The organism is Aureimonas fodinaquatilis (genome assembly GCF_008369445.1).
GTDB lineage: Bacteria > Pseudomonadota > Alphaproteobacteria > Rhizobiales > Rhizobiaceae > Aureimonas > Aureimonas fodinaquatilis.
The window spans coordinates 183,022-202,932 of record NZ_VTWH01000004.1 but is presented as its reverse complement, the minus strand read 5'-3'; the positions used below and the strand labels follow the sequence as shown (position 1 = coordinate 202,932).

At 56.9% G+C, this 19,911-nt stretch carries 15 protein-coding genes; 8 read left to right on the top strand and 7 right to left on the bottom strand.

The window, feature by feature from the left end:
• Position 1 precedes the first annotated feature (1 nt).
• The gene (locus FPY71_RS15800; protein ID WP_149301282.1) at positions 2 to 1,432 is read right to left on the bottom strand and encodes an MBOAT family O-acyltransferase; all 1,431 of its coding nucleotides are present in this window, start codon (positions 1,430 to 1,432) and stop codon (positions 2 to 4) included.
• A gap of 162 nt (positions 1,433 to 1,594) precedes the next feature.
• On the opposite strand from FPY71_RS15800, the gene FPY71_RS15795 reads away from it, so the two are divergent.
• On the top strand, positions 1,595 to 2,329 hold the full coding sequence (locus FPY71_RS15795) for a glycosyltransferase (protein WP_149301281.1): 735 nt from the start codon (positions 1,595 to 1,597) through the stop codon (positions 2,327 to 2,329).
• On the opposite strand, the gene FPY71_RS15790 is transcribed toward FPY71_RS15795, so the two are convergent.
• Positions 2,330 to 4,141, bottom strand: coding sequence for a glycosyltransferase family protein (locus FPY71_RS15790; protein ID WP_246160614.1), 1,812 nt, complete (start codon positions 4,139 to 4,141; stop codon positions 2,330 to 2,332).
• 228 nt (positions 4,142 to 4,369) lie between these two features.
• Between FPY71_RS15790 and FPY71_RS15785 the strand changes: the two genes are divergently transcribed.
• Positions 4,370 to 5,368 (top strand): NAD-dependent epimerase/dehydratase family protein, encoded by a 999-nt coding sequence (locus FPY71_RS15785; protein ID WP_149301280.1) that lies wholly within the window; start codon positions 4,370 to 4,372, stop codon positions 5,366 to 5,368.
• 59 nt (positions 5,369 to 5,427) lie between these two features.
• On the opposite strand, the gene FPY71_RS15780 is transcribed toward FPY71_RS15785, so the two are convergent.
• Positions 5,428 to 6,750, bottom strand: coding sequence for a UDP-glucose dehydrogenase family protein (locus tag FPY71_RS15780; protein WP_149301279.1), 1,323 nt, complete (start codon positions 6,748 to 6,750; stop codon positions 5,428 to 5,430).
• 158 nt (positions 6,751 to 6,908) lie between these two features.
• Here FPY71_RS15780 and FPY71_RS15775 point away from each other — a divergent pair, with 158 nt between their 5' ends.
• The 6 genes from FPY71_RS15775 to FPY71_RS15750 all read left to right on the top strand — a co-directional run bounded on the left by FPY71_RS15775 (position 6,909) and on the right by FPY71_RS15750 (position 14,548).
• The gene (locus tag FPY71_RS15775; protein ID WP_149301278.1) at positions 6,909 to 7,667 is read left to right on the top strand and encodes a polysaccharide deacetylase family protein; all 759 of its coding nucleotides are present in this window, start codon (positions 6,909 to 6,911) and stop codon (positions 7,665 to 7,667) included.
• Positions 7,664 to 8,524, top strand: a complete 861-nt coding sequence (locus FPY71_RS15770) for a GNAT family N-acetyltransferase (RefSeq protein WP_149301277.1) — start codon at positions 7,664 to 7,666, stop codon at positions 8,522 to 8,524. Before FPY71_RS15775 ends, FPY71_RS15770 begins: the two co-directional genes overlap by 4 nt.
• A gap of 28 nt (positions 8,525 to 8,552) precedes the next feature.
• Complete coding sequence (locus FPY71_RS15765; protein WP_149301276.1) at positions 8,553 to 10,409, top strand: dipeptide ABC transporter ATP-binding protein; 1,857 nt, start codon at positions 8,553 to 8,555, stop codon at positions 10,407 to 10,409.
• A gap of 67 nt (positions 10,410 to 10,476) precedes the next feature.
• Positions 10,477 to 12,402 (top strand): ABC transporter substrate-binding protein, encoded by a 1,926-nt coding sequence (locus FPY71_RS15760; RefSeq protein WP_210246312.1) that lies wholly within the window; start codon positions 10,477 to 10,479, stop codon positions 12,400 to 12,402.
• A gap of 2 nt (positions 12,403 to 12,404) precedes the next feature.
• A complete protein-coding gene (locus FPY71_RS15755; protein ID WP_149301368.1) occupies positions 12,405 to 13,400 on the top strand; it encodes an ABC transporter permease in 996 nt (331 codons plus the stop codon).
• Positions 13,397 to 14,548, top strand: coding sequence for an ABC transporter permease (locus tag FPY71_RS15750; RefSeq protein WP_149301275.1), 1,152 nt, complete (start codon positions 13,397 to 13,399; stop codon positions 14,546 to 14,548). Before FPY71_RS15755 ends, FPY71_RS15750 begins: the two co-directional genes overlap by 4 nt.
• Positions 14,549 to 14,554: 6 nt before the next feature.
• Here the strand turns inward: FPY71_RS15750 and FPY71_RS15745 are convergent, their stop codons facing one another.
• Genes FPY71_RS15745 through FPY71_RS15730 form a run of 4 tightly spaced genes read right to left on the bottom strand, consistent with a single transcriptional unit; the run spans position 14,555 to position 19,850 of the window.
• Positions 14,555 to 15,778 (bottom strand): adenylate/guanylate cyclase domain-containing protein, encoded by a 1,224-nt coding sequence (locus FPY71_RS15745; RefSeq protein ID WP_149301274.1) that lies wholly within the window; start codon positions 15,776 to 15,778, stop codon positions 14,555 to 14,557.
• Positions 15,775 to 16,623 carry an MBL fold metallo-hydrolase gene (locus FPY71_RS15740; RefSeq protein ID WP_149301273.1) on the bottom strand — a complete coding sequence of 283 codons (849 nt, stop codon included), beginning with the start codon at positions 16,621 to 16,623 and terminating at the stop codon, positions 15,775 to 15,777. Before FPY71_RS15740 ends, FPY71_RS15745 begins: the two co-directional genes overlap by 4 nt.
• A 14-nt stretch (positions 16,624 to 16,637) precedes the next feature.
• Complete coding sequence (locus FPY71_RS15735) at positions 16,638 to 17,105, bottom strand: cyclic nucleotide-binding domain-containing protein (protein ID WP_149301272.1); 468 nt, start codon at positions 17,103 to 17,105, stop codon at positions 16,638 to 16,640.
• Between the two features lie 18 nt (positions 17,106 to 17,123).
• On the bottom strand, positions 17,124 to 19,850 hold the full coding sequence (locus FPY71_RS15730) for an ABC transporter transmembrane domain-containing protein (RefSeq protein ID WP_149301271.1): 2,727 nt from the start codon (positions 19,848 to 19,850) through the stop codon (positions 17,124 to 17,126).
• Positions 19,851 to 19,911: the final 61 nt, after the last annotated feature.

The window sequence follows — 19,911 nt, the reverse complement described above, 5'->3', positions numbered from 1 at the left end:
GTCAGAACCGAAAATAAAGGAAAGGGTTGAGGCTGCTGGCCGCAAGGGCGGTGACCGACACCACGAAACCCAATGCCAGAACGCTGACCGGTATCAGCCGGATGATAACACGGACATCCGGCTGATTGGGATAGGCCAGTGCACCTTCAACCTCGATGCGCCCGGCCCAGCGCAACAGCAAGGGCAGAAGCGGTGTTGCAAAGGCCGGCCCCAGAATGAGCGCAAGAATGATTTCGGGGTTGAGCCACAGACCCAGCGGTGATGATGCCTCGGCGCCAAAACCTGCCATGGCGGTCAGAATATCCAGGGTTTGCGGCATGCTTTCGGCGCGGAAGATGACCCAGCCGACCAGCACGACGAGCAACGCGTAACCATGTTGAAGCGCCGATGGAAGCCGATTGAGGACGGCTCCGAAGCCGGCTCTTTCCAGTGCAACAAATGCGCCGTGGTAAAAGCCCCAGACAATGAAGGTCCATGCTGCGCCGTGCCAAAGGCCGGTCAGAGTGAACACAATCAGCACATTGCGGATGAGCTTTGCCCGTGAAACCCGGTTTCCACCCATTGGAATATAGACATAGTCGCGAAACCAGAACGACAGGGAAATGTGCCAGCGCCGCCAGAACTCGCCGATGGATCTGGAGATATAGGGATAGTTGAAATTGCGCGGGAAATGGAACCCCATCATGAAAGCCAGGCCGATGGCCATGTTGGAATAGCCGCAAAAATCAAAATAGATCTGCAGCATGTAGGAGACCGAGCCAATCCAGGCCTCCAGCATGGAAACCGTGCCGAGTTCCAGGCCGAACACGTAGTCTGCCGGGCTGGCCAGGGTGTTGGCTATCAGCACTTTCTGGCACAGGCCAACTATAAAATACTGCAGTCCGACTGCAACCTTTTCCACTCCGACAGAGCGGTGCTTCAACTCGTCATGAATGTCTGCATAGCGGACGATGGGCCCGGCGATGAGGTGAGGGAACAGGAAAATATAGGTCGCATAGTCGCGCAATGTGCCCTCGCGCTTCTGCGAGCCGCGATACACGTCGATGATGTAGGATATTGCCTGAAAGGTAAAAAACGAAATGCCGAGCGGCAGGCCGAATTCAAACGACAGCGAGGTTTTGCCGATAATTTCCTGCAAATTGGAAAGGACGAATTCGGCATATTTGAAAATGATCAGCGGTGTCAGATTGGCAATGATGGCAAAGTACAGAAACCAGTCTCTGGACCTGCCTTGCAGGCGGCTTAACAATGCTGCTGCATAAAAATTGAAAACAATGGAAAGACCAAGCAGTGGCAGCCATTTAAGCTCGCCCCACGAGTAGAAGAGCGCACTGCCGATGAGGATCGCCAGATTTTTGCTTCTGGAACAAAACAGCAGAAGAAAGAAAGCCGGGGCAAAATAGAATATGAACGGTATAGAGCTGAAGACCACGGATTGCCTACTCTGCTAGCTTGGGGTTGCAACTACCACGTGGTTGGCGGAAATCAAAGCGCGCCGCCTGCTGAAATTGATTGTGGCGGCACAGGCATTTTTCACTGGATTGCGCCGCCCAGAGCCTGATATCGAACCAGGTGACAGGAGAATTGCTTTTCCATGATAACAGTGTCCATCGTCAGCCATTTGCATGGCCATATGCTTGCGCCACTGGTTGCGCATTTGCTTGGCTTTGCGCAGGTGCAGAAAATTGTGCTGACGCTGAATGTGCCTGAGGCTTTGGAACTGCCGCAGTCCAGCCGCATCACACTTGTGTACAACGATGCCCCTAAAGGGTTCGGGGCCAATCACAACGCAGCTTTCAGGCATTGTGAAACGCCGTTTTTCTGTGTGCTGAACCCGGATGTGCAGTTTCTGGATAATCCATTACCTGCACTGTCAGAGCGTTTCGAGCAGAACAATGTCGCGCTGGTTGCGCCGCTGGTTTTAACGCCCGACAAGCAGGTGGAAGACAGTATCCGGCATTTTCCTCATCCCGTGTCGCTGCTGTTGAAAGCCTTGAAACGGGACAATGGCGCTTACCCTCTGCCCGCAGACAGGCAGGATTTTGAGCCCGATTGGGTGGCCGGAATGTTCATGCTGTTTCGCGCCGATGATTACCGCCGCATCAACGGTTTTGATGAGGGCTTCTTCCTGTATTACGAAGATGTGGACATTTGCGTGCGGGTACACGCCGCCGGTCGGCGGATTGTGGCATGCCCAAGCGTGCAGATTGTGCATGCGGCGCAACGGGCCAGCCATTCGGACACCGGCTTTCGCAAAATGCATCTTGCCAGCATGCGGCGCTATTTTACCCGCGACTGGCGGCGTCTGTTTGCGTTTCGACTGCGCTGATCAATGGACCTTGGCTATTGATTGCGCGTCTTGCGCAAGCTGCCATTCATCCACCAGACCTTGAATTCTCGCTTCCGCCCCGGCGATCATTTTTGCATAGCGGTCATTTTCAAAGCCCCACAGGGTTGAGCGCACATCCTCTCGATGCCCGACCAGAAACGGCAGCGCGACAACCACATGCAGGTCGTTCTGCTTTTCCAGATAGCGGTCTATGGCATTGGTATCGACATTGAGATCCAGCGGATTCCAGCCGGCCAGCATTTCCAGCGCATGCCGATTGTAGATATTGAACACCATGCTGGTCATGTGATCCAGCGTGACGAATGTCATTCCCTGCCGATGCTCGACATTCAGCACGCGAGCATCGGGGTGCACGGAAGCCATCATGCCGGAAAAAATGTCCCAGCGTGATGCCTGGGCAAGATAGTCGCGCACGACCTGTATATTCTCATCAAAGTTCTGCTTGAACAGCACGTCATCCTCGAAGACCGTCAGTTCCTGCCGGCCATCGGCCAGGGCCAGCCGCGCCAACGCGCTGAAGCTGGAACCGCAACCCACCCAGCCGCGCACATTGCGAATCCCGTCAAACACGGCGCAATCAACCGGCACATCGCCTTCAAACGTGCGCCGTCTGGCGATGGTTTCCGGCAGGGAAAGTGCAATCAGATCCTGGGACCCCGCCACATAGACTGGTTCGCCCAGCATCGCCGAGGGTGATATGATGCGAAGCGCCAGGAGAAACCGGTCGAACATGAAGGAAAAGCGGCGGGCGCTGGCGTTCGCAGCCTGTGAAACCTGCTCGTGCAGGCTGTCGGCCTGTTTCAGCATGGCCGATGCCGCCCGCAGCATATCTTCGATATTGTCCTGTTCAAAGAACTGCACGCCGCCGCCAAGTTCGGGATATTCGGCCTGGTCACGCGAGCTTTCGGAAAGGACAGGCACTCCAAGCGCCAGACATTCCTGAATGCGCGGCATTTCCAGCAGCGCATTCTCATAATAGTGGATGTTGATCACCGCGCGCGCCTTGCGAATGAGCGCATGCATTTCATCATCAAAGGCATTGTTGCACAGCTTCACCGTGAAATGCTTCTGCAACTCCTCCAGCATTCGCTCACGCCTGGGTGAACTGTAATAGTCACCGTAGAAGATGAAGTCATAGTCTTTTGCAGCCGTGTCCGGCGCCTGAATGAGCGAAGGGGCAATGCCAATCGGCAGATAGTGGACATGCGGATAAGCAATATCCTTGCCGGCCAGAAACTCGATGTTGACCAGGGAATAGTCCAGCACCGCCAGCGAGCTTGCAAGGGTTTTCAGATATTCGGGTGTGAACCAGCGCGAACTGACAGACTGCTCCAGTTGAAACACCACGCGCTTGTCATTTGGCGGCAGCCGGTCAAACATCTGCGCGCACAGCACGATGTAGCAATCATGATTGAACTTTTCCGGCGGGGTCAGGAATATTTCGCTTTCAATGCCGTGTTCCGCCAGTCTTTCGCCGATGCAGCGGGCAATGAACAGCGTGTGCGGCGTGGTCATGATGCCCCAGACAAAACCGGTTGGGTTGGCAAGATTGCTTTGAATCCGCAACACCTTGGCCTCGCGCCGATAGTGCCGCGCGCGGCCCATGAAGCCACGCATGTCGCCGCGCCGCATATAGCCGAGCGCGTTTTTGACACGCAGGAAAAAGCTGACCTGACCGCCATTCAACGATTGGCCGGTTGAAAATGGCGAAAGGCTGGACAGGAGCTTTTGCAGCTTTGTGGTCAACCGACCTTTTGGCGGGGTTGAAGGCTCCGGCGTCTGATTTTCCATTATGGCCTGTCCATCTGAGCTATTCCAAGCCATTCGCTGGTTTAATGGCACCCTCTCAATTTATGATTGCGGCTCAGATTTCAAGCCTTTCTGCGCCGCTTGCTGCGATGCCGCTGCTTTCTGCCGTTGCCACGACACAAATAACTGGCAAACCGGAGCTGAAAATGGTTCCCCTTAGCTGATTGCGCAAGAGCCAGATGAGTTTCAACAGAGGGGTGCAGGCTTCCCATGCGAGTTCTGATCACGGGCTGTGCCGGTTTCATAGGCTTCCACCTTGCACGTCGCATGCTGGCAGATGGCCATGTGATCTGCGGGATAGACTCCCTGTCTGCTTATTATGATGTCGGGCTGAAGCGGCGCCGGCTGGCTCTGCTGCAAAAAGCCGAAAGCTTCGAGTTTCTGCATCAGGACATTGCGGACAAGCCCGCGCTTGACGAAGCGTTCAAGCGTTTTGCGCCTGAAATTGTTGTGCATCTGGCGGCGCAGGCAGGTGTGCGGCACTCCATCACCCACCCGCAGGACTATGTGTCGGCCAATATCTGCGGTACGTTCAATCTGTTGGAAGCATGCCGGGCATTTCCAGTGCGCCACCTGATGCTGGCTTCCACCAGCTCAGTGTACGGCGCCAACCCGGACATGCCTTATCAGGAAACAGCCTCAGTCATGCAGCCGCTGACCCTGTATGCGGCCAGCAAGGGCGCTGGCGAACTGATGGCGCATTCCTACTCGCATCTTTTCAAAATTCCGATGACGGCCATACGGTTCTTCACCGTGTACGGGCCGTGGGGCAGGCCCGATATGGCCTACTATATTTTCACCCGGCAAATTCTGGCGGGCCAGCCGATCGACATCAACAATAATGGCCAGAGCAGCCGGGACTTCACCTATATCGACGATCTGGTGGAAACGCTCTGCCGCCTGACGGTGGTTACGCCAGATGGTGTGGCGGTTGACGGCGACACGCTCAGCCCGGTCGCGCCTTACCGTGTGGTGAATGCCGGTGGTGGCCAGCCAATGCCATTGCTGGACTTTGTCCGGGAAATTGAGAAGGCCACCGGCAAAACCGCGATCCGGCAGATGAGGCCATTGCCTGCAGGAGATGCCACGGGAACCTTTGCCTCAAGCGCATTGTTACAGCGTCTTGTCGGTTATAAGCCGCAAACCCCGATTTCAATTGGCATTCCGCGCTTCGTTGACTGGTATCGGCGCGAGATCGAAACGATCTGACTTATGGTTTCGTCGCATTGTCCTGACGTTCAAACTCTGCCGGTTCCACGATAAAGGCCTCAGCCGCGCTCGCCCGGAGCAGCGCGGCCGATGCCGTGGTAGGTAAAGCCGTACTCGGAAAGTTCTGCCCGGCCATAAACATTGCGCAGGTCAATAAAACGCGGGTTTCTCATGCGTTTGGCAAGTTCGGCAAAATTCAACGCGCGAAACTCGTTCCATTCCGTGACCAGTACCACAGCCTCCGCGTCCTCAACCGCGCGATAAGGGTCGGGGGCAAATTCCAGATCCGGAAGCAGACTGGCGGCATTTCTCATTGCCTGCGGATCGGTGGCAACAACCGTGGCACCAGCCGCCAGCAACATTTCTGCCAGTGGAATGGAAGGGGCTTCGCGCATGTCGTCCGTGTTGGGCTTGAAGGCCAGGCCCAGCAGCGCAATCCTTTTACCGGCAACGGTGCCGCCACACGCTTGAATGACCCGTTGTGCGAGGGCCTGCTTGCGCGTGTTGTTGATATCGATTGTGGTTTCAATCAGCCGCATGGGGCTGCCAAATTCCTGAGCGGTGCGCATCAGTGCCAATGTGTCTTTGGGAAAGCATGACCCGCCATATCCGGGTCCCGCATGCAGGAATTTGGGCCCGATACGATTGTCCAGCCCGATGCCACGCGCCACCTCCTGCACATCGCCGCCAAGGCTTTCGCACAGATCCGCCATTTCATTGATGAATGTGATTTTCATCGCAAGAAAGGCGTTGCCCGCGTATTTGATCAGTTCTGCGTTGCGACGGCTGGTGAACAGCACGGGCGCGCGGTTGATGGAGATTGGCCGATAAAGATCGGCCATGATGCGTTTGGCTGCTTCATCCGCCACACCCACCACAATTCGGTCCGGGCGGCTGAAATCCTCGATCGCGGCGCCCTGGCGCAAGAATTCCGGGTTGGAAACCACGAACACTGGATATTCAGGCCGGATTTCGCGGATGATTTCCTCCAACCGGTCGCCGGTGCCAACCGGAACGGTGGATTTGGTTGCCACAACAGCGCCTTTGCGAAGATGCGGCGTAATCTCCCGGATCGCGCTTTCCACATGCGAAAGATCCGCATGGCCATCACCACGGCGCGACGGTGTGCCGACAGCGATGAAGACTACATCGGCCTGTGCAACATTGCTGGCAATATCGGTGGAAAAGCCCAGCCGCCCGGCTGCGACATTTTCAGAAACCAGCCTGTCCAGCCCGGGTTCATAAATCGGCAACTGACCACGCTGCAGATCGGCGATGCGCGTTTCATCCTTATCAATACAGGTGACGCTGTGCCCGAAGTCGGCAAGGCAAGTTCCGGAAACCAGCCCGACATAGCCGCTTCCTATCATCGTAACCCGCATTGCCGACTCCTGCTGCTCTGCTGCATCAATTTCAAGAAATTCGAGTTTAACTAACCCGGTATTTGTTTACGCAATGTGACACTTTCCAGTGCTTGCAAGCTTTGCCTCGTCGTTGCATTTAATCTTCCGGATATCAACGCTGGGGCGGAACAGGCACTTTGGACGATTTTTTTTCGCAGATTGATGCCCTGCTGGCTTTGCGGCCCAAGGCCGAGCCGCTGAAGGTCTGGTGGCGGGACGATGATGCCACGGAGCCGACTGCGGCACTGGACAGACTGCTGGAAATTTCTGCAAACCACAGAGCGCCTTTGGCATTGGCCGTGGTGCCGCAGCCGGTGCAGGCCCGATTGCTGCACGTGCTGAGTGCCCGGCAGGCAACCGTGCTGCAACATGGCTTTGCCCACACCAACCACGCCGCCGCCGGTGGCCGTGCAGTTGAGTGCGGCGGGAGCAGACCCGCCCAAACAGTGATGGACGAGTTGCGCCTTGGCAGCACACTGCTGCAAAGTTTGTTCGGGTCGCTTTATCTGCCCGTCATGGTGCCGCCGTGGAACCGCATTGAGGCGGAAATTGCCGGGCAGCTTTCGAAGGCCGGCTATATCGGCCTGTCCTGCTTTGGCCCGGAACCGGAAAAGGGCCTGCCGGGTCTGGGCATCCATAACGCCCATATTGATATTCTGCGCTGGAAAGGCGGAGCGCACTTCGCCGGGATGGAGCGGATGCAGCGCGATTTTGCCGAAGAACTGGCGTTGCGCCAGCAACATCTGGACAAATCCCTGTGCATTCTTTCGCACCATCTGGCGCATGATCATGAAAGCTGGGAGTTTCTGGACCGGTTGGTGCAGTTTTTTGCCAGTCATCCTGCAGTCGCATTCCAAAGCGCACAGCAAATTTTCCGGCAGGGAGCGCCGCAATGACAGAGGCTTTCGTGCGGCCGGCTGGTGGAAGCGACATTGATCCGGTTGTCGAGCTTTTGCATGCGAATATGAACATGCGGATTTCACGAGAAACCTGGCGGCGTATTCTCGACTATCCATGGCGGCCGTCGGAGGCCGAACGTGGCTGGCTGGTGGAAGATGCCGGCGCCATTGTCGGCTTCATGGCAACGATTTACAGCGAGCGACCAACAGCCTCCGGCATGCGGCGTTTTTGCGATCTGGGTGCGTGGTATCTGTTGCGGCCGTATCGCGGCACCGGAATAGGCGACAGTTTGCTGCAGGCGGGCATGGCTGTTCCTGGCGTAACCTATGCAACGATGACTGCGCGCGCTGCCACCGGTCGGCGGATAAGGGCGCTGGGCTTTGAAATTCTTGACAACAGCCGCCAGATTTTTAGTCCAGCAGGTGCGTCGGATAGTGCTAAGCTGGAAATGCTGAACCCGGCGCAGGTGGATTGGACCGCGCAGAACCACCAGATTCTGCAGGACCATGCAGGTCTTGGCCTGCATGTTGCTGCCTTTGCCGCAACCGGCCGCCCACCGGTTTTGTTTCTGTTTCAGCGCAAGCTTAAAGGTGCAGATATTGCCTATCATGAAATGGTTCACTGCAGTGATCTGGAGTTTCTGGCGGCAAATGCACAGGCAGTTGCCAACTGCATTGTTGTTGAAAACAATGCAGTTCTGGCAATAGACAGCCGGTTTCTGCCAGCCAACGGCACGGGCGAAGTTGAAAAACTGCCATTGGCCCGCTGGTTTCGGGCAGCGGAAGGTGTCAAAGCTAGTGAGGTTGACCACCTCTATTCCGAAACCCTGCTCCTGGATATGAAGCTTCCTTGAAACCAGTGACATTGAAGGCGCGCTAGCAATGCTCCGGCCGCCGCTGCTGCAAGTGGACGATCTGTCTGTTGAGTTTCGCACCGAGGAAGGTCGGTTGCGGGCCGTAGACCACTTGTCTTTTCAGGTGGATGCAGGAAAAACCCTTGCGATCATCGGCGAGTCCGGCTCCGGCAAGTCCGTGACCGCTATGGCCATCATGGGCCTGCTGCCACCTCGGGCTTTTTTGCTGAATGGTCGTGCGCGGTTTCAGGACGGTGCCGGGCCAGCCGTGGAACTGGCCGGACCAGAGGCACGGGAAAGCGCCATTGCACCCTTGCGCGGCGACCGGCTGGCCATGATATTTCAGGAACCGACCGCAGCCCTGTCGCCCATGCACACATTGGGCGACCAGATTGGCGACGTGCTGCGCCAGCACCGCGGGTTAAGCGGTGCCGCGGCCCGGCAAGTGGCAATAGAAAGCCTGGCGGAAGTGGGCTTTCGCAAACCGCAGGAGGCAGTGGACAGCTATGCATTCCAACTGTCTGGCGGATTGGCGCAACGGGCCATGATCGCCATAGCCATGATCTGCCGCCCGGCCCTGATCATTGCAGATGAGCCCACAACCGCGTTGGATGTAACGGTTCAGGCGGAAATTCTGAACCTGCTGAAAAAGCTGCAATCTGACCATGGAACGGCAATTCTGCTGATCGCCCATGATCTGGGTGTGGTTGCCAATATGGCCGATGATGTTGTGGTTATGCGCTATGGCGAAGCACTGGAAAGCGGCCCGATGCGGGAATTGTTCGCCAATCCGCAGCACCCTTACCTGAAGGCGTTGATGGGTTCTGTGCCCAGGCTGGGCATGCCGCGTGACGAACGGTTGAAACCACTGCGTGACATTGCAAGTGTTGATGTGCCAGCGGCCCAACCGCAGCACACGGACACTCAGCAGGACCTCATTCGTATTTGCGATGTTTCAAAAAGCTTTGCCGCCCGCGGTGGCATGTTCAGTCAGGGCGGCGTCGTGCGTGCGCTGGTTGATGTCAGCCTGACAGTGCGACAGGGCGAGTGTCTTGGCCTTGTGGGCGAAAGCGGCAGCGGCAAAACCACTCTTTCACGCATGATTGCGCGGCAGGTTCTGCCCGACAGCGGCAGCGTGGACATGCGCGGGCAAAACGGCTTCGATAATATTGCTCTTCTGGCGGGAGCCGATTTGAAGCAGTTTCGCCGCCGGGTGCAATATGTGTTTCAGAACCCCTATCACGCATTGAACCCACGCCAGTCGGTGGAAAGCATCCTGACCGAGCCGCTGGAAATTCATGGAATTGGCGACAAAAGCTCGCGACGCCAGCGTGCTCTGGAATTGTTGGAAATGGTTGGGCTGGACCGCCGCCACCTGAACCGATTCCCAGCCGGATTTTCCGGCGGTCAGCGGCAACGCATCGGAATTGCCCGTGCGCTGGCGCTTGAACCTGACCTGATCCTGTTTGACGAGCCGGTGTCAGCACTCGATGTTTCCGTGCAGGCGCAGATCCTCAATCTCTTGCGAGATTTGCGCGCGGCGCTTGGACTGACCTATCTGTTTGTTTCCCACAATCTGGCGGTGGTGGACTATCTGGCAGATCGCATTGCCGTTATGGCCAACGGGCTTCTGGTGGAACTGGCACCGCGCGAAGCGCTGTTTGAAAACGCCATGCATCCCTATACCAAACGGCTGGTTGCCTCGGTTCCGGAACCGGATCCGGACCGTGCAATGGATCTGTCATTATTTTCTGTCATGCACAGAAAGGGCTCCGGGGACTGGCCAGCACCCTATGCGCCGGTAGCGGGGCAAAGCGGTACTATGGAAGAGGTCTCATCGGGGCATTTTGTTCGCATCTATCCGCAGCAGACATCCACACTGTAAAAGCCTGTTGCCAGTGCGATATTTGAGGTGCAAGTTCGGTCAGGATTCCGGCAAAGGCAGATCGCTCATGGCATTCAGGTCCGCGCTTCACGCAATGACATTTGCCGTTGGGCTTATGGCTTGCGCGCCGGCATGGTCTGTGAGCGCGTTTGTCGGCCCTCCCAGCCTCGATGCCCAGGTGGAAGCGGGGAAATTGCCGCCTGTTGCTGAACGCCTGCCCACAGAGCCACTGGTGGTGGACTTCACAGCCTTGGGCCGCAAGATTGGCAAATATGGCGGTACTCTGCGCACACTGGAGCCGCAGGTTCGCGACACACGGCGAATGGTGGTCTTCGGCTATTCCCGGCTGGTGGGCTACACGCCGGATGGTGTCATTGAGCCCGACATTGCGCGGTCGGTGGATGTGGAAGAGGGTCGCATTTTCACCCTTCATCTGCGGCCCGGACACCGATGGTCAGATGGTGAGCCATTCACGTCGGAAGATTTTCGCTATTACTGGGAAGACGTGGCCAATGACCCCGATCTGGGCCGAAATGGCTTGCCACGCCCTTTGCTGGTGGACGGGCAGGGGCCAAAGGTCAGTTTTCCCGACGCCTATACAATCCGTTATGAATGGGAAAACCCCAATCCGTATTTCCTGCCAGCACTGGCGGGCTCCATGCCTTTCGATATTTTTCGCCCGGCACATTATCTGCGGCAGTTTCATGCCCGCCATGCAGAGCCGGAGGAGTTGAAGAGGCTTGTGGACAAGGCAGGGCAGCGCAATTGGCAGGCGCTGCATTATCGGCTGGACCAGGCTTATAAAAATGCCAATGTTGATCTGCCAACTCTGGAGCCATGGGTTCTGGCAACAAACCCGCCCGCTGACCGGTTTGTTTTCAAGCGCAACCCGTATTTCCATCGGGTTGATCCGCTGGGGCAGCAGTTGCCTTACATAGACACCGTTGCCATGACCATTGCCAGTGCCGGGTTGATACCGGCAATGGTGGGGGCAGGGGAAACCGACCTGCAATCCACTGCCATGACCATGAGCAATTATGCTTTCCTGAAACAGGCAGAGCAGCGCTCTGACTATGATGTCCTGCGGTGGAAAAGCGGCAAAGGCTCAAGACTGGCCCTGTTTCCCAACTTCAATGCCGCAGACCCCGTGTGGCGGCAATTGTTGAGCGAGGCGGATTTTCGCCGTGCGCTGTCACTGGCCATCAACAGGGACGACATCAAGGAGGCCGTGTATTACGGCCTGGCTCGGTCTTGCAATGATACGGTTCTGCCGGGGTCGCCGCTTTATCAGCAGGCGTTTTGCGACCAGTGGACGCAATATGACCCTGCACAGGCAGAGGCACTTCTGGATCGGATTGGGCTGACCGAGCGCGACGGCGCGGGCATGCGCCTGTTGCCCGATGGTCGGCCCATGAATCTGGTGGTGGAAATTGCCGGAGAAGACGGCGAGCAGACCGATGTATTGCAACTGATTGCTGAAGATTTTCAGAAGATTGGCATCCGGCTGCTGTTCAAGGCGGTGGAGCGGGACTCGCTGCAAGCGCGCCTCGCCTCCGGCGCAACATTGATGTCTGTCGGCTCGGGTCTTGAAAATGGCCGGGCCAAGCCGGTGGACAGTCCGGCCGAACTGGCCCCTACGCTTTCCGCGCAGGCTCAATGGCCGGCATGGGGCCTGCATTATGAAAGCGCCGGCCAGCTTGGTGCGGCACCTGACCTGCCTTTTGCGCAACGCCTGATTGATTTGACGGAGGAGTGGCAGCAGACACTGGATGAACAGGAGAAAGCGCGGATCTGGCAGCAGATGCTGCAAATTCGCGCTGATGAAATGCCGACCATCGGCATTGTTGCCGATGTGGATCAGGTGATCGTTGCCTCCCGCCACCTGCGCAATCTGCCAAAGGACGGTGTTTACAATTGGGAACCCGGCGCCTTTTTTGGATCCTACCGCCCGGAAACCTTTTTTCTGGAAGCTCCCGAAGTGGCCGGTAAATGAACATGTTGCGGTTTATCGGCTATCGAACGCTGGTCATGCTGACGACGCTGCTGGTGATCAGCCTGCTGGTTTTTGTGATCATCCAACTGCCTCCGGGGGATTATCTCACCACCTACATGGCTGAATTGCAGGCCGAGGGCGAAACCAACACAGCGGAAAAAATCGCTTTTCTGAAAGAGCTTTACGGGCTGGATCGACCTTTGCCCGTGCAATATCTGAGCTGGATTGCCGGGTTTCCCTTCGGCAATTTCGGTTATTCGTTCGAATATGGCCTGCCGGTTGCCGATGTCATTGGCGACCGGTTGTTTCTGACCCTGCTTCTGAATTTCGCAACGGTGCTGTTTGTTTATCTGGTGGCATTTCCAGTTGGCATGTTTGTGGCAGTGCGACAGCACACTTTATGGGACCGAGGGCTGACATTCGCCGGCTATCTCGGCCTTGCTACGCCGAATTTTCTGCTGGCGCTCATTCTGCTTTATCTGGCAAATGCCCTGTTCGGCGTTTCCATTGGCGGGCTGATGGACCCGGCCTATGCCGATGAACCGTGGACAAGCGCCAAGATCATTTCCGTGATGGCGCATCTGGTTGTGCCGGTATTTGTCATTGGCCTTTCCGGCACGGCGGCCATGATACAGCGATTGCGCGCCAATCTGGTGGATGAGTTGCGGCGGCCGCATGTGGTGGCAGCACGCGCCCGGGGCCTGCCGGAGCGGAAAATCATTCGCAAATATGCGTTGCGTCCGGCGCTCAACCCTTTCATTTCCGATATTGGAGATCTGCTTCCGCAGATTGTCTCTGGCTCGGTGCTGATATCCGTCATCATGTCGCTGCCAACCACAGGGCCGATGCTGCTTTCCGCCTTGCGCTCGCAAGACATGTATCTGGCCGGTTCGTTTCTGATGTTTCTGGCATTCCTGACGGTTGCAGGCATGCTGGTTTCCGACATTGTGCTGGCGCTGGTGGACCCGCGCATCCGGCTGACAGGACAACGCCGATGAGCACCCATTGGGTCAGCGACAAACCATTTGACCCGGAGCGCACGACCGCACAGGGCACAGAACCGTTTGCGGCCTATGCCAATGCCTCGCAAAGGCGGCTGTTCTGGTGGCGGTTTCGCCGGCACAAGCTGGCGGTTCTTTCCCTTGCAATTCTGATCCTGGCCTATCTGGTTGTGGTGTTTGCCGAAATGATTGCCCCCTCCAGTGCCGGCAAGCGCGACACGCAGCACATTTTCATGCCGCCACAGCGCGTGCATCTGATGCATGAAGGCCAATGGGTCGGGCCCTTTGTCTATGACATGCAGGGGCGGCTGGATATGGACACGTTGCAGAGGCATTATGTTGCCGACACGACGACACCAATGAAGCTGCGGTTTTTCTGCCGGGGTGAGCCATATCGGTTCTGGGGGCTTGTTCCGGGCGACAGGCACCTGTTCTGTGCGCCGGAAGGCGGTACCGCTTATCTTGCCGGAACGGACCGGCTGGGGCGCGATATTTTCTCCCGCCTTGTGCATGGTGCCCGCATATCTCTGACCATTGGCCTGATCGGAGTCAGCCTTTCGCTGGTGCTTGGGCTTCTGCTGGGCGGAATGGCGGGCTACCGTGGCGGGGCGTTTGATTTCTGGCTGCAGCGGGTAACAGAGGTTCTGCGCTCTCTTCCTCATCTGCCAATATGGCTGGCGCTGGCTGCCGCACTGCCGGTCACCATGAGCCCGCTGACTGTGTATTTCTGCATCACCGCCATACTGGCATTGCTGGAATGGCCTGGTCTGGCGCGGGCAGTGCGTTCCAAATTCCTGTCACTGCGGGAGGAGGATTTCTGCGCCGCTGCGCAGATGATGGGGGCCAGCGACGGTCGCATCATCTTCCGGCATCTTTTGCCGAATTTTCTCAGCCACATCATCGTTTCAGCCGCGCTGTCCATTCCCACAATGATACTTGCCGAAACCGCCTTGTCCTTTCTGGGCCTTGGGCTTCGCGCGCCGATAACCAGTTGGGGAGTGATGCTGACGGAAGCGCAGAACATTGAGGCCGTGGTGCTGTATCCGTGGCTGATGCTGCCGATGGTGCCGGTGATTGTGGTTGTGCTGGCCTTTTCGTTTCTGGGTGATGGCATGCGCGATGCGGTGGACCCGCTTTCTGGCTAGAAAGCCCTATACCGCCGCAGCCAGGGCAAACAACTCGACCTCATTTCGCAGTCCACGCAAAGGATAGGCACCCATAGGCCGCCAGAGCGCCGGGCTCTGGCGTGTTATTTCCTCGGTTACCAGCACCTGAACATCCAGCTCCTTGGTCATTTTTTCTATGCGCTCAACCTCGTTGGCACTGGGGCCGATGACCGAGAATGACAGGCGTTGACTGATGCCGATGTTTCCAAGCCGCACTTCGCCAATGCACATGGCGATGCCAAAGCGAATGGCTGGCTCGCCAAGGGCCACGCGGCGCTCATTCACAACAAGCCGGGCGGCGAGGGCGGCTTGCGCTGCCATTATCGCCTGCTCCGTCGCCCTGTCTGCCGCGGTTGGATCATCGGCCGAAATCGGAAATATGGCCATGACGGCATCGCCGACAAAGGCCAGAATCTCACCACCGGCTTCCACCACCGCGCGGCCGGTGCAGTCGAAATAATCGTTCAGCAAAGCCAGATAAGGCTCGCTGCCCATGCTTTCAGCCAGCCCGGTTGAATCTCGCAAATCTGAATACCAGACCAGCGCTTCGATCTGGCTGCCGCTGCCCAGGGTAATTCGACCGCCCAGCACCTCACGCGCGATTGTCGGTCCAAGATAAGTGTTGGTAACGCTGAAAATCAGCCGCGGGAAAACAATGAGCTTGCTGAGCAACGCAACATAGGGCTGCAACTGATTGAACAGTTCAATCGCGTGGGTGTCGAAGCCGCCCGGTGCCTTGCTGCTCCATGCAATATAAATTCCAAAATCGCCACCATCCTGTCGGAAAGGTGAGTCAGTTGAGAAAATCTGTGTGCGCAGGGCCAGCATGTCTGTGTAACCCTCGTCCCGCATCTCATCATAAAGCGGAAATGTCGGCTCCAGATCGGCCTGTGTCAGACGCGCACGCAAGGATGACTGTTCATTGTCCAGCATCCATTTGATTGTGCTGCGCAACCAGCCTTCATGATCGTGAACCTGCCGGTCAAAGCGCTGGGTGGAAACGCCATCCGTTGACGTCCATAACATGGTTTCTGCTTCAAACAGCGGGTGCAACGTGGGCCAGGTCAGGCGGCACCTGTCCACCGGAACTCCATGGGCGCGCAACCTTTCTGCAAGCTCGGCCAGAACAAGCTCCAGCTTTTCCTCACGCAGGGCAGCACCCGTCAGCCAATCACTCAGCGCAAAAAGCAGATAGCGATTGCCCGTCATGTGGCACCAGCCGGCAAGTCCGCCCCGGGCAGCGTCAACACCATGCCGGCGCGTGCGGAAACGGTGTTTCTGAACGCCTTCTGCGCTTCCGCCTCGATGGCGCGCAGTTGTTCATCAGAATGTTTGAATGAGTGGTGGAAGAGAACAAGTCTGCCGACATTGGCAGCCTGGCACAGGCGAATTGCCTCTTGTGGTGAAGAATGGCCATAGCCGGCATAAGGGGTCATATCTGCTTCTGTATAATTGGTGTCATAGACCATCAGATCGGCATTGCGGACAAAATCTTCCAGTGCCGGATCGGTATTTCCCGGCTTGTGCTCATGATCTGTCACATAGCAAATGGACTGGCTTGCACTGGAAACCCGGTAGCCAACCGCGCCGTTCGGGTGGTTCAGCCGGTGGGTGGCAATGCTGACCTGCGGACCAGCCGTTAGAAGATCGCCCGGGCGAAATGTGACAAAGTTCAACTTTGCCCGAAACGCTTCAACCCCGACCGGGTGAAATGGCGGGCGCAGAAAGTCCCGGATCACAGTTTCGCATGTGGAACCGTCCAGCATATGCCCGGCATGAATGGTGACTTCAAATGCAGGGTCATACAAAGGTGCAAAATAGGGCAGACCAATGATGTGGTCGTAATGCGCGTGCGACAAAAACATTAAAATCTGCCGATGCGGGCCCTGCAACAATTTGCGTCCAAGATCGACAAGGCCGGAGCCGGCATCAAAGACCAGCAACTGCCCGGAAATTTCAAGACTGACACAGGATGTTCGTGCGCCAAATTCTGATGGGTCGTCCGGTGCGGAGGGTATGGAGCCACGCGCGCCATAAATCGTCAGCCGCGTCATGGCGTCAGCTTCCGTCAGTGCTTTTCTCCCGCTGCTTCCGTGCGAAGCTGCACCAGCTCTGAGGACGTGTGACTCAGGCGAAACGCAAGTTCGCGCAACATGGCCTGTGCCATGGTTGGAAAGGCATCCAGCATTTCAGACAGGCATTCCTTGCCAATGCGCAGGGTTTTCACCTCGCCGCACGCCCGCACCGTGGCAGTGCGCGGCACATCGCACAGAATGCCGATTTCGCCGACAATTTCCTGCTCACCCAGCCGGGCAAGCTCGATTTCGCCCACAGGAGATTGTGCCAGAACCGCCACTTCTCCAGACAGAATGACATAGGCGCTGTCGCCCATTTCTCCCTGTCGAAACAACACATCACCCGGTGCAAACAGGGCGGTTTCAGAAGTGAAAGCAATCAGTTTCAGGCGTGCGGGCTCGATGCCCTGAAACAACGGACTGCGGCGAAGCACTTCGACTTCATTGCTCAACAGGCTCATGGCTTTTCTGGCCTTTGGTCATTGCGCGGCTCCGGGAAGAGCTTCTTCAGAAGATAGGCCGGTTTGTGGCTCGCTCGCAAGACCGGTATCTTCGACAATTTGACCGCCCTTGAATTGCAGGCTGCGGTCAAACGCAGTTGCAAGTGATGGTGTGCCGAGAACCCAGTAAATGCCGAATGGACGTTCGCCCAGCCGTGCACGCAGCAATGTGGCGTCCAGAACGATTTTCTGCACGCCGGAATCCAGCGCTGACAGGCAGCGATTGGCAATCAGATAATCGGGCTGTTTCAAAAGTGCGCGGGCCAGTGCAAGCCTTTGCTGCTGGCTGACGGAAAGCCGCTTGGCACCAGAGCCGATGTCAAATTCCAGTGCGGCATCCAGCACCATCATATCCAGGCTGTTGCGGGCAATAGCATCTGCCATATGGGTTTCAACCGCTTCTGTGGCACCGGTTGTCGTTTTGGCCATGCGGCCAAAAATGATGTTGTCCTTGATCGAGGCCGCGGGGTTGAAGGCGGCTTCATCATAAAACACAATTTCGTCCCGTACTTTTGGGGATGCCTGCGTCCGGAAAAGCTGACGGGCAGTTACAATCTGCTCCTGCAGATCGGCATCAATCAGGCCCATGCGGTGCTGCGGTTCAATGTAACGCAATGCCAGCCGTGCGAGCTGAAACTTGTCATCATTTGTGGCTTCTGCCGTGGGCCTTCCCTCAAGCCTGCCCAATATCTGCCGATAGGAGTCGATTTCCTCTGGCTGGATCAGGCTGATACGCCGCAGAAGCGGGCTGGACTGCCCCATATCGCCAAACAGTTCAACCAATGTTTCTGCAATTTTGCGCCCCATATCCAGCAAGGGCCGGTCCAGCCCTGTCTGGAACAGCACACGGCGCGCATCGCCGCGCACAAGCGCCATTGTGGCCGCGCTTTCATCATGCCGGGAGGCGCCAAAGACGATGTTCTCCAGAATGCTGGCATTGGTCAGATATGCATTCGTGTCGAACCGCTCGACCGTGCTTTCCAGCCCCGATTGGCGCAGCATGTGCCAGAAATCACCCCGCGCGCGCAAAACCTTGTCATGGGCCTGTTCAGCCAATTGCTCGGGCAGGCGGGCAGCAAGGCCAATGCGCCGAATGTCTCGCCCCAGTTGCACAATCTGCAACACGCTGTTGATGGCACTCAGCCGATCTTCTGATGTTATGCCAATGGCTGAATGATCAACCCAGTCGCCAGCCGGATCATCCAGACTGTTGCCGGATGCGGCAGATTCATGCCGGGCCAGCTTTTCACGCTTTGTTGCCGGTGGCGGGCTGGCCGTTTCCAATTGATGCATGAGCGGGAACAGCAAAGCCTGCCGCAATGTCGATTGCGGGAAATAGGTGGTGGTGTCGACAAAGGCGATGCGCCTGCCAAGAACGGATTCGGGAATGGAGGCCAGCCGTTGCCCGCCAAGTGTTACGCTGCCTTCTGCCGGGGCGGAAAGCGACGACAGGATCTCTGCCACGGTTTCTGCGCCGTCGCCCACCGGACCAATGGCGGCGACCAATTGCTGCAAGGGCAGATCCAGATCCAGATTGTGGATGAGGTTGATGCCGGACTCATCGCGGACGGTGACACCTTCCAGCCGAAACTCGCCGGAAAGTGGCAATGCGCTGCCTTGCATTGGCGCCTGCCGCGTGGTTTCAACCAGCCCTTCCACATCAAACTGCTCGGCCACCTGCTCATATTTGACATTGACGTCCAGCCGCATCAAATCCCAGTCAATCAGGTCTTTCAGCGGGCCAGGAAGTTCACGGTAAGCAGCAATCACCGCCACCAGCTCGCCAATATTCAACTGCCCGGTCACCGCGAAATAACCACCAAACATGTAGAAAATGAACGGTGTGGCCTGCGACAGAAAATTGTTGAGAAATTTTACAAAGAACTTCCACTGGTAAATGTCGAACCGGATGAGGAAGATTTTTCCCAGATCATCCGACATGCGGGCGCGAATATAATTCGATCCGTCATTCGTGCGTATGGCCGGCATGCTCTCGATGATTTCGCCGACGCTGCCGGCCAGTTTGCGGGCTGCAAGCTGGCGTTCACGCCCCAGCACCAACAGCCGTCGGCGCATGCGCGGAATAACGGCAACCTGAACAAGCATGACGGCCAGCGCCACAAAGCCCAGAGTGATGCTCTGGAGAAAAATGAACACCATTGCCGTTAAAATCTGGCTGCCCAGATAAACCGGCTGAATAAAGGCATCGCCAATGAAGCCGCCGACCGGCTCCAGCTCATCCTTGATCATGCTTGCGATTTCCGCCGGTCTGACCCGGCGAAAACGCCGCATCGGAAAGCGCAGAATTTTATCAACCAGTTCATAGCGCATGCGCCGCAGCATGCGCTCGCCCAGTCGGCCCTTGTAGATATTGAGGTAGAATTTAAACGCGCCGTTGATAACCACCAGCGTGAGAAACAGCATCGAAAGCACAAACAGCGCCTGCAACCGCTCCATTTCCAAACCGGGAAACAGAATACGCTCGGAGGCGTCGGCGTTCATGCCGGGCAGGGCTATGCGAAAGAAAACATCGGTGTCGCCCACGCCCTCTTCAAAGCCGCCGCCTTGAATTGGTCCATTGATGATGAGTTTGGGCAGGTTGAGCGAAAAATACAGCGGGATGGTTGAAAGCACGACGATCACCAGCATCCAGATCTGCTGGCGGCGGGTATGATCCCAGACATAGCGGTATAAGGATGGGCGCATTAGGCAGTCCGGTTGGTGGCGCTTTCGAAGCTTTTAAATCAATCTATAGCGATTTTGCGTC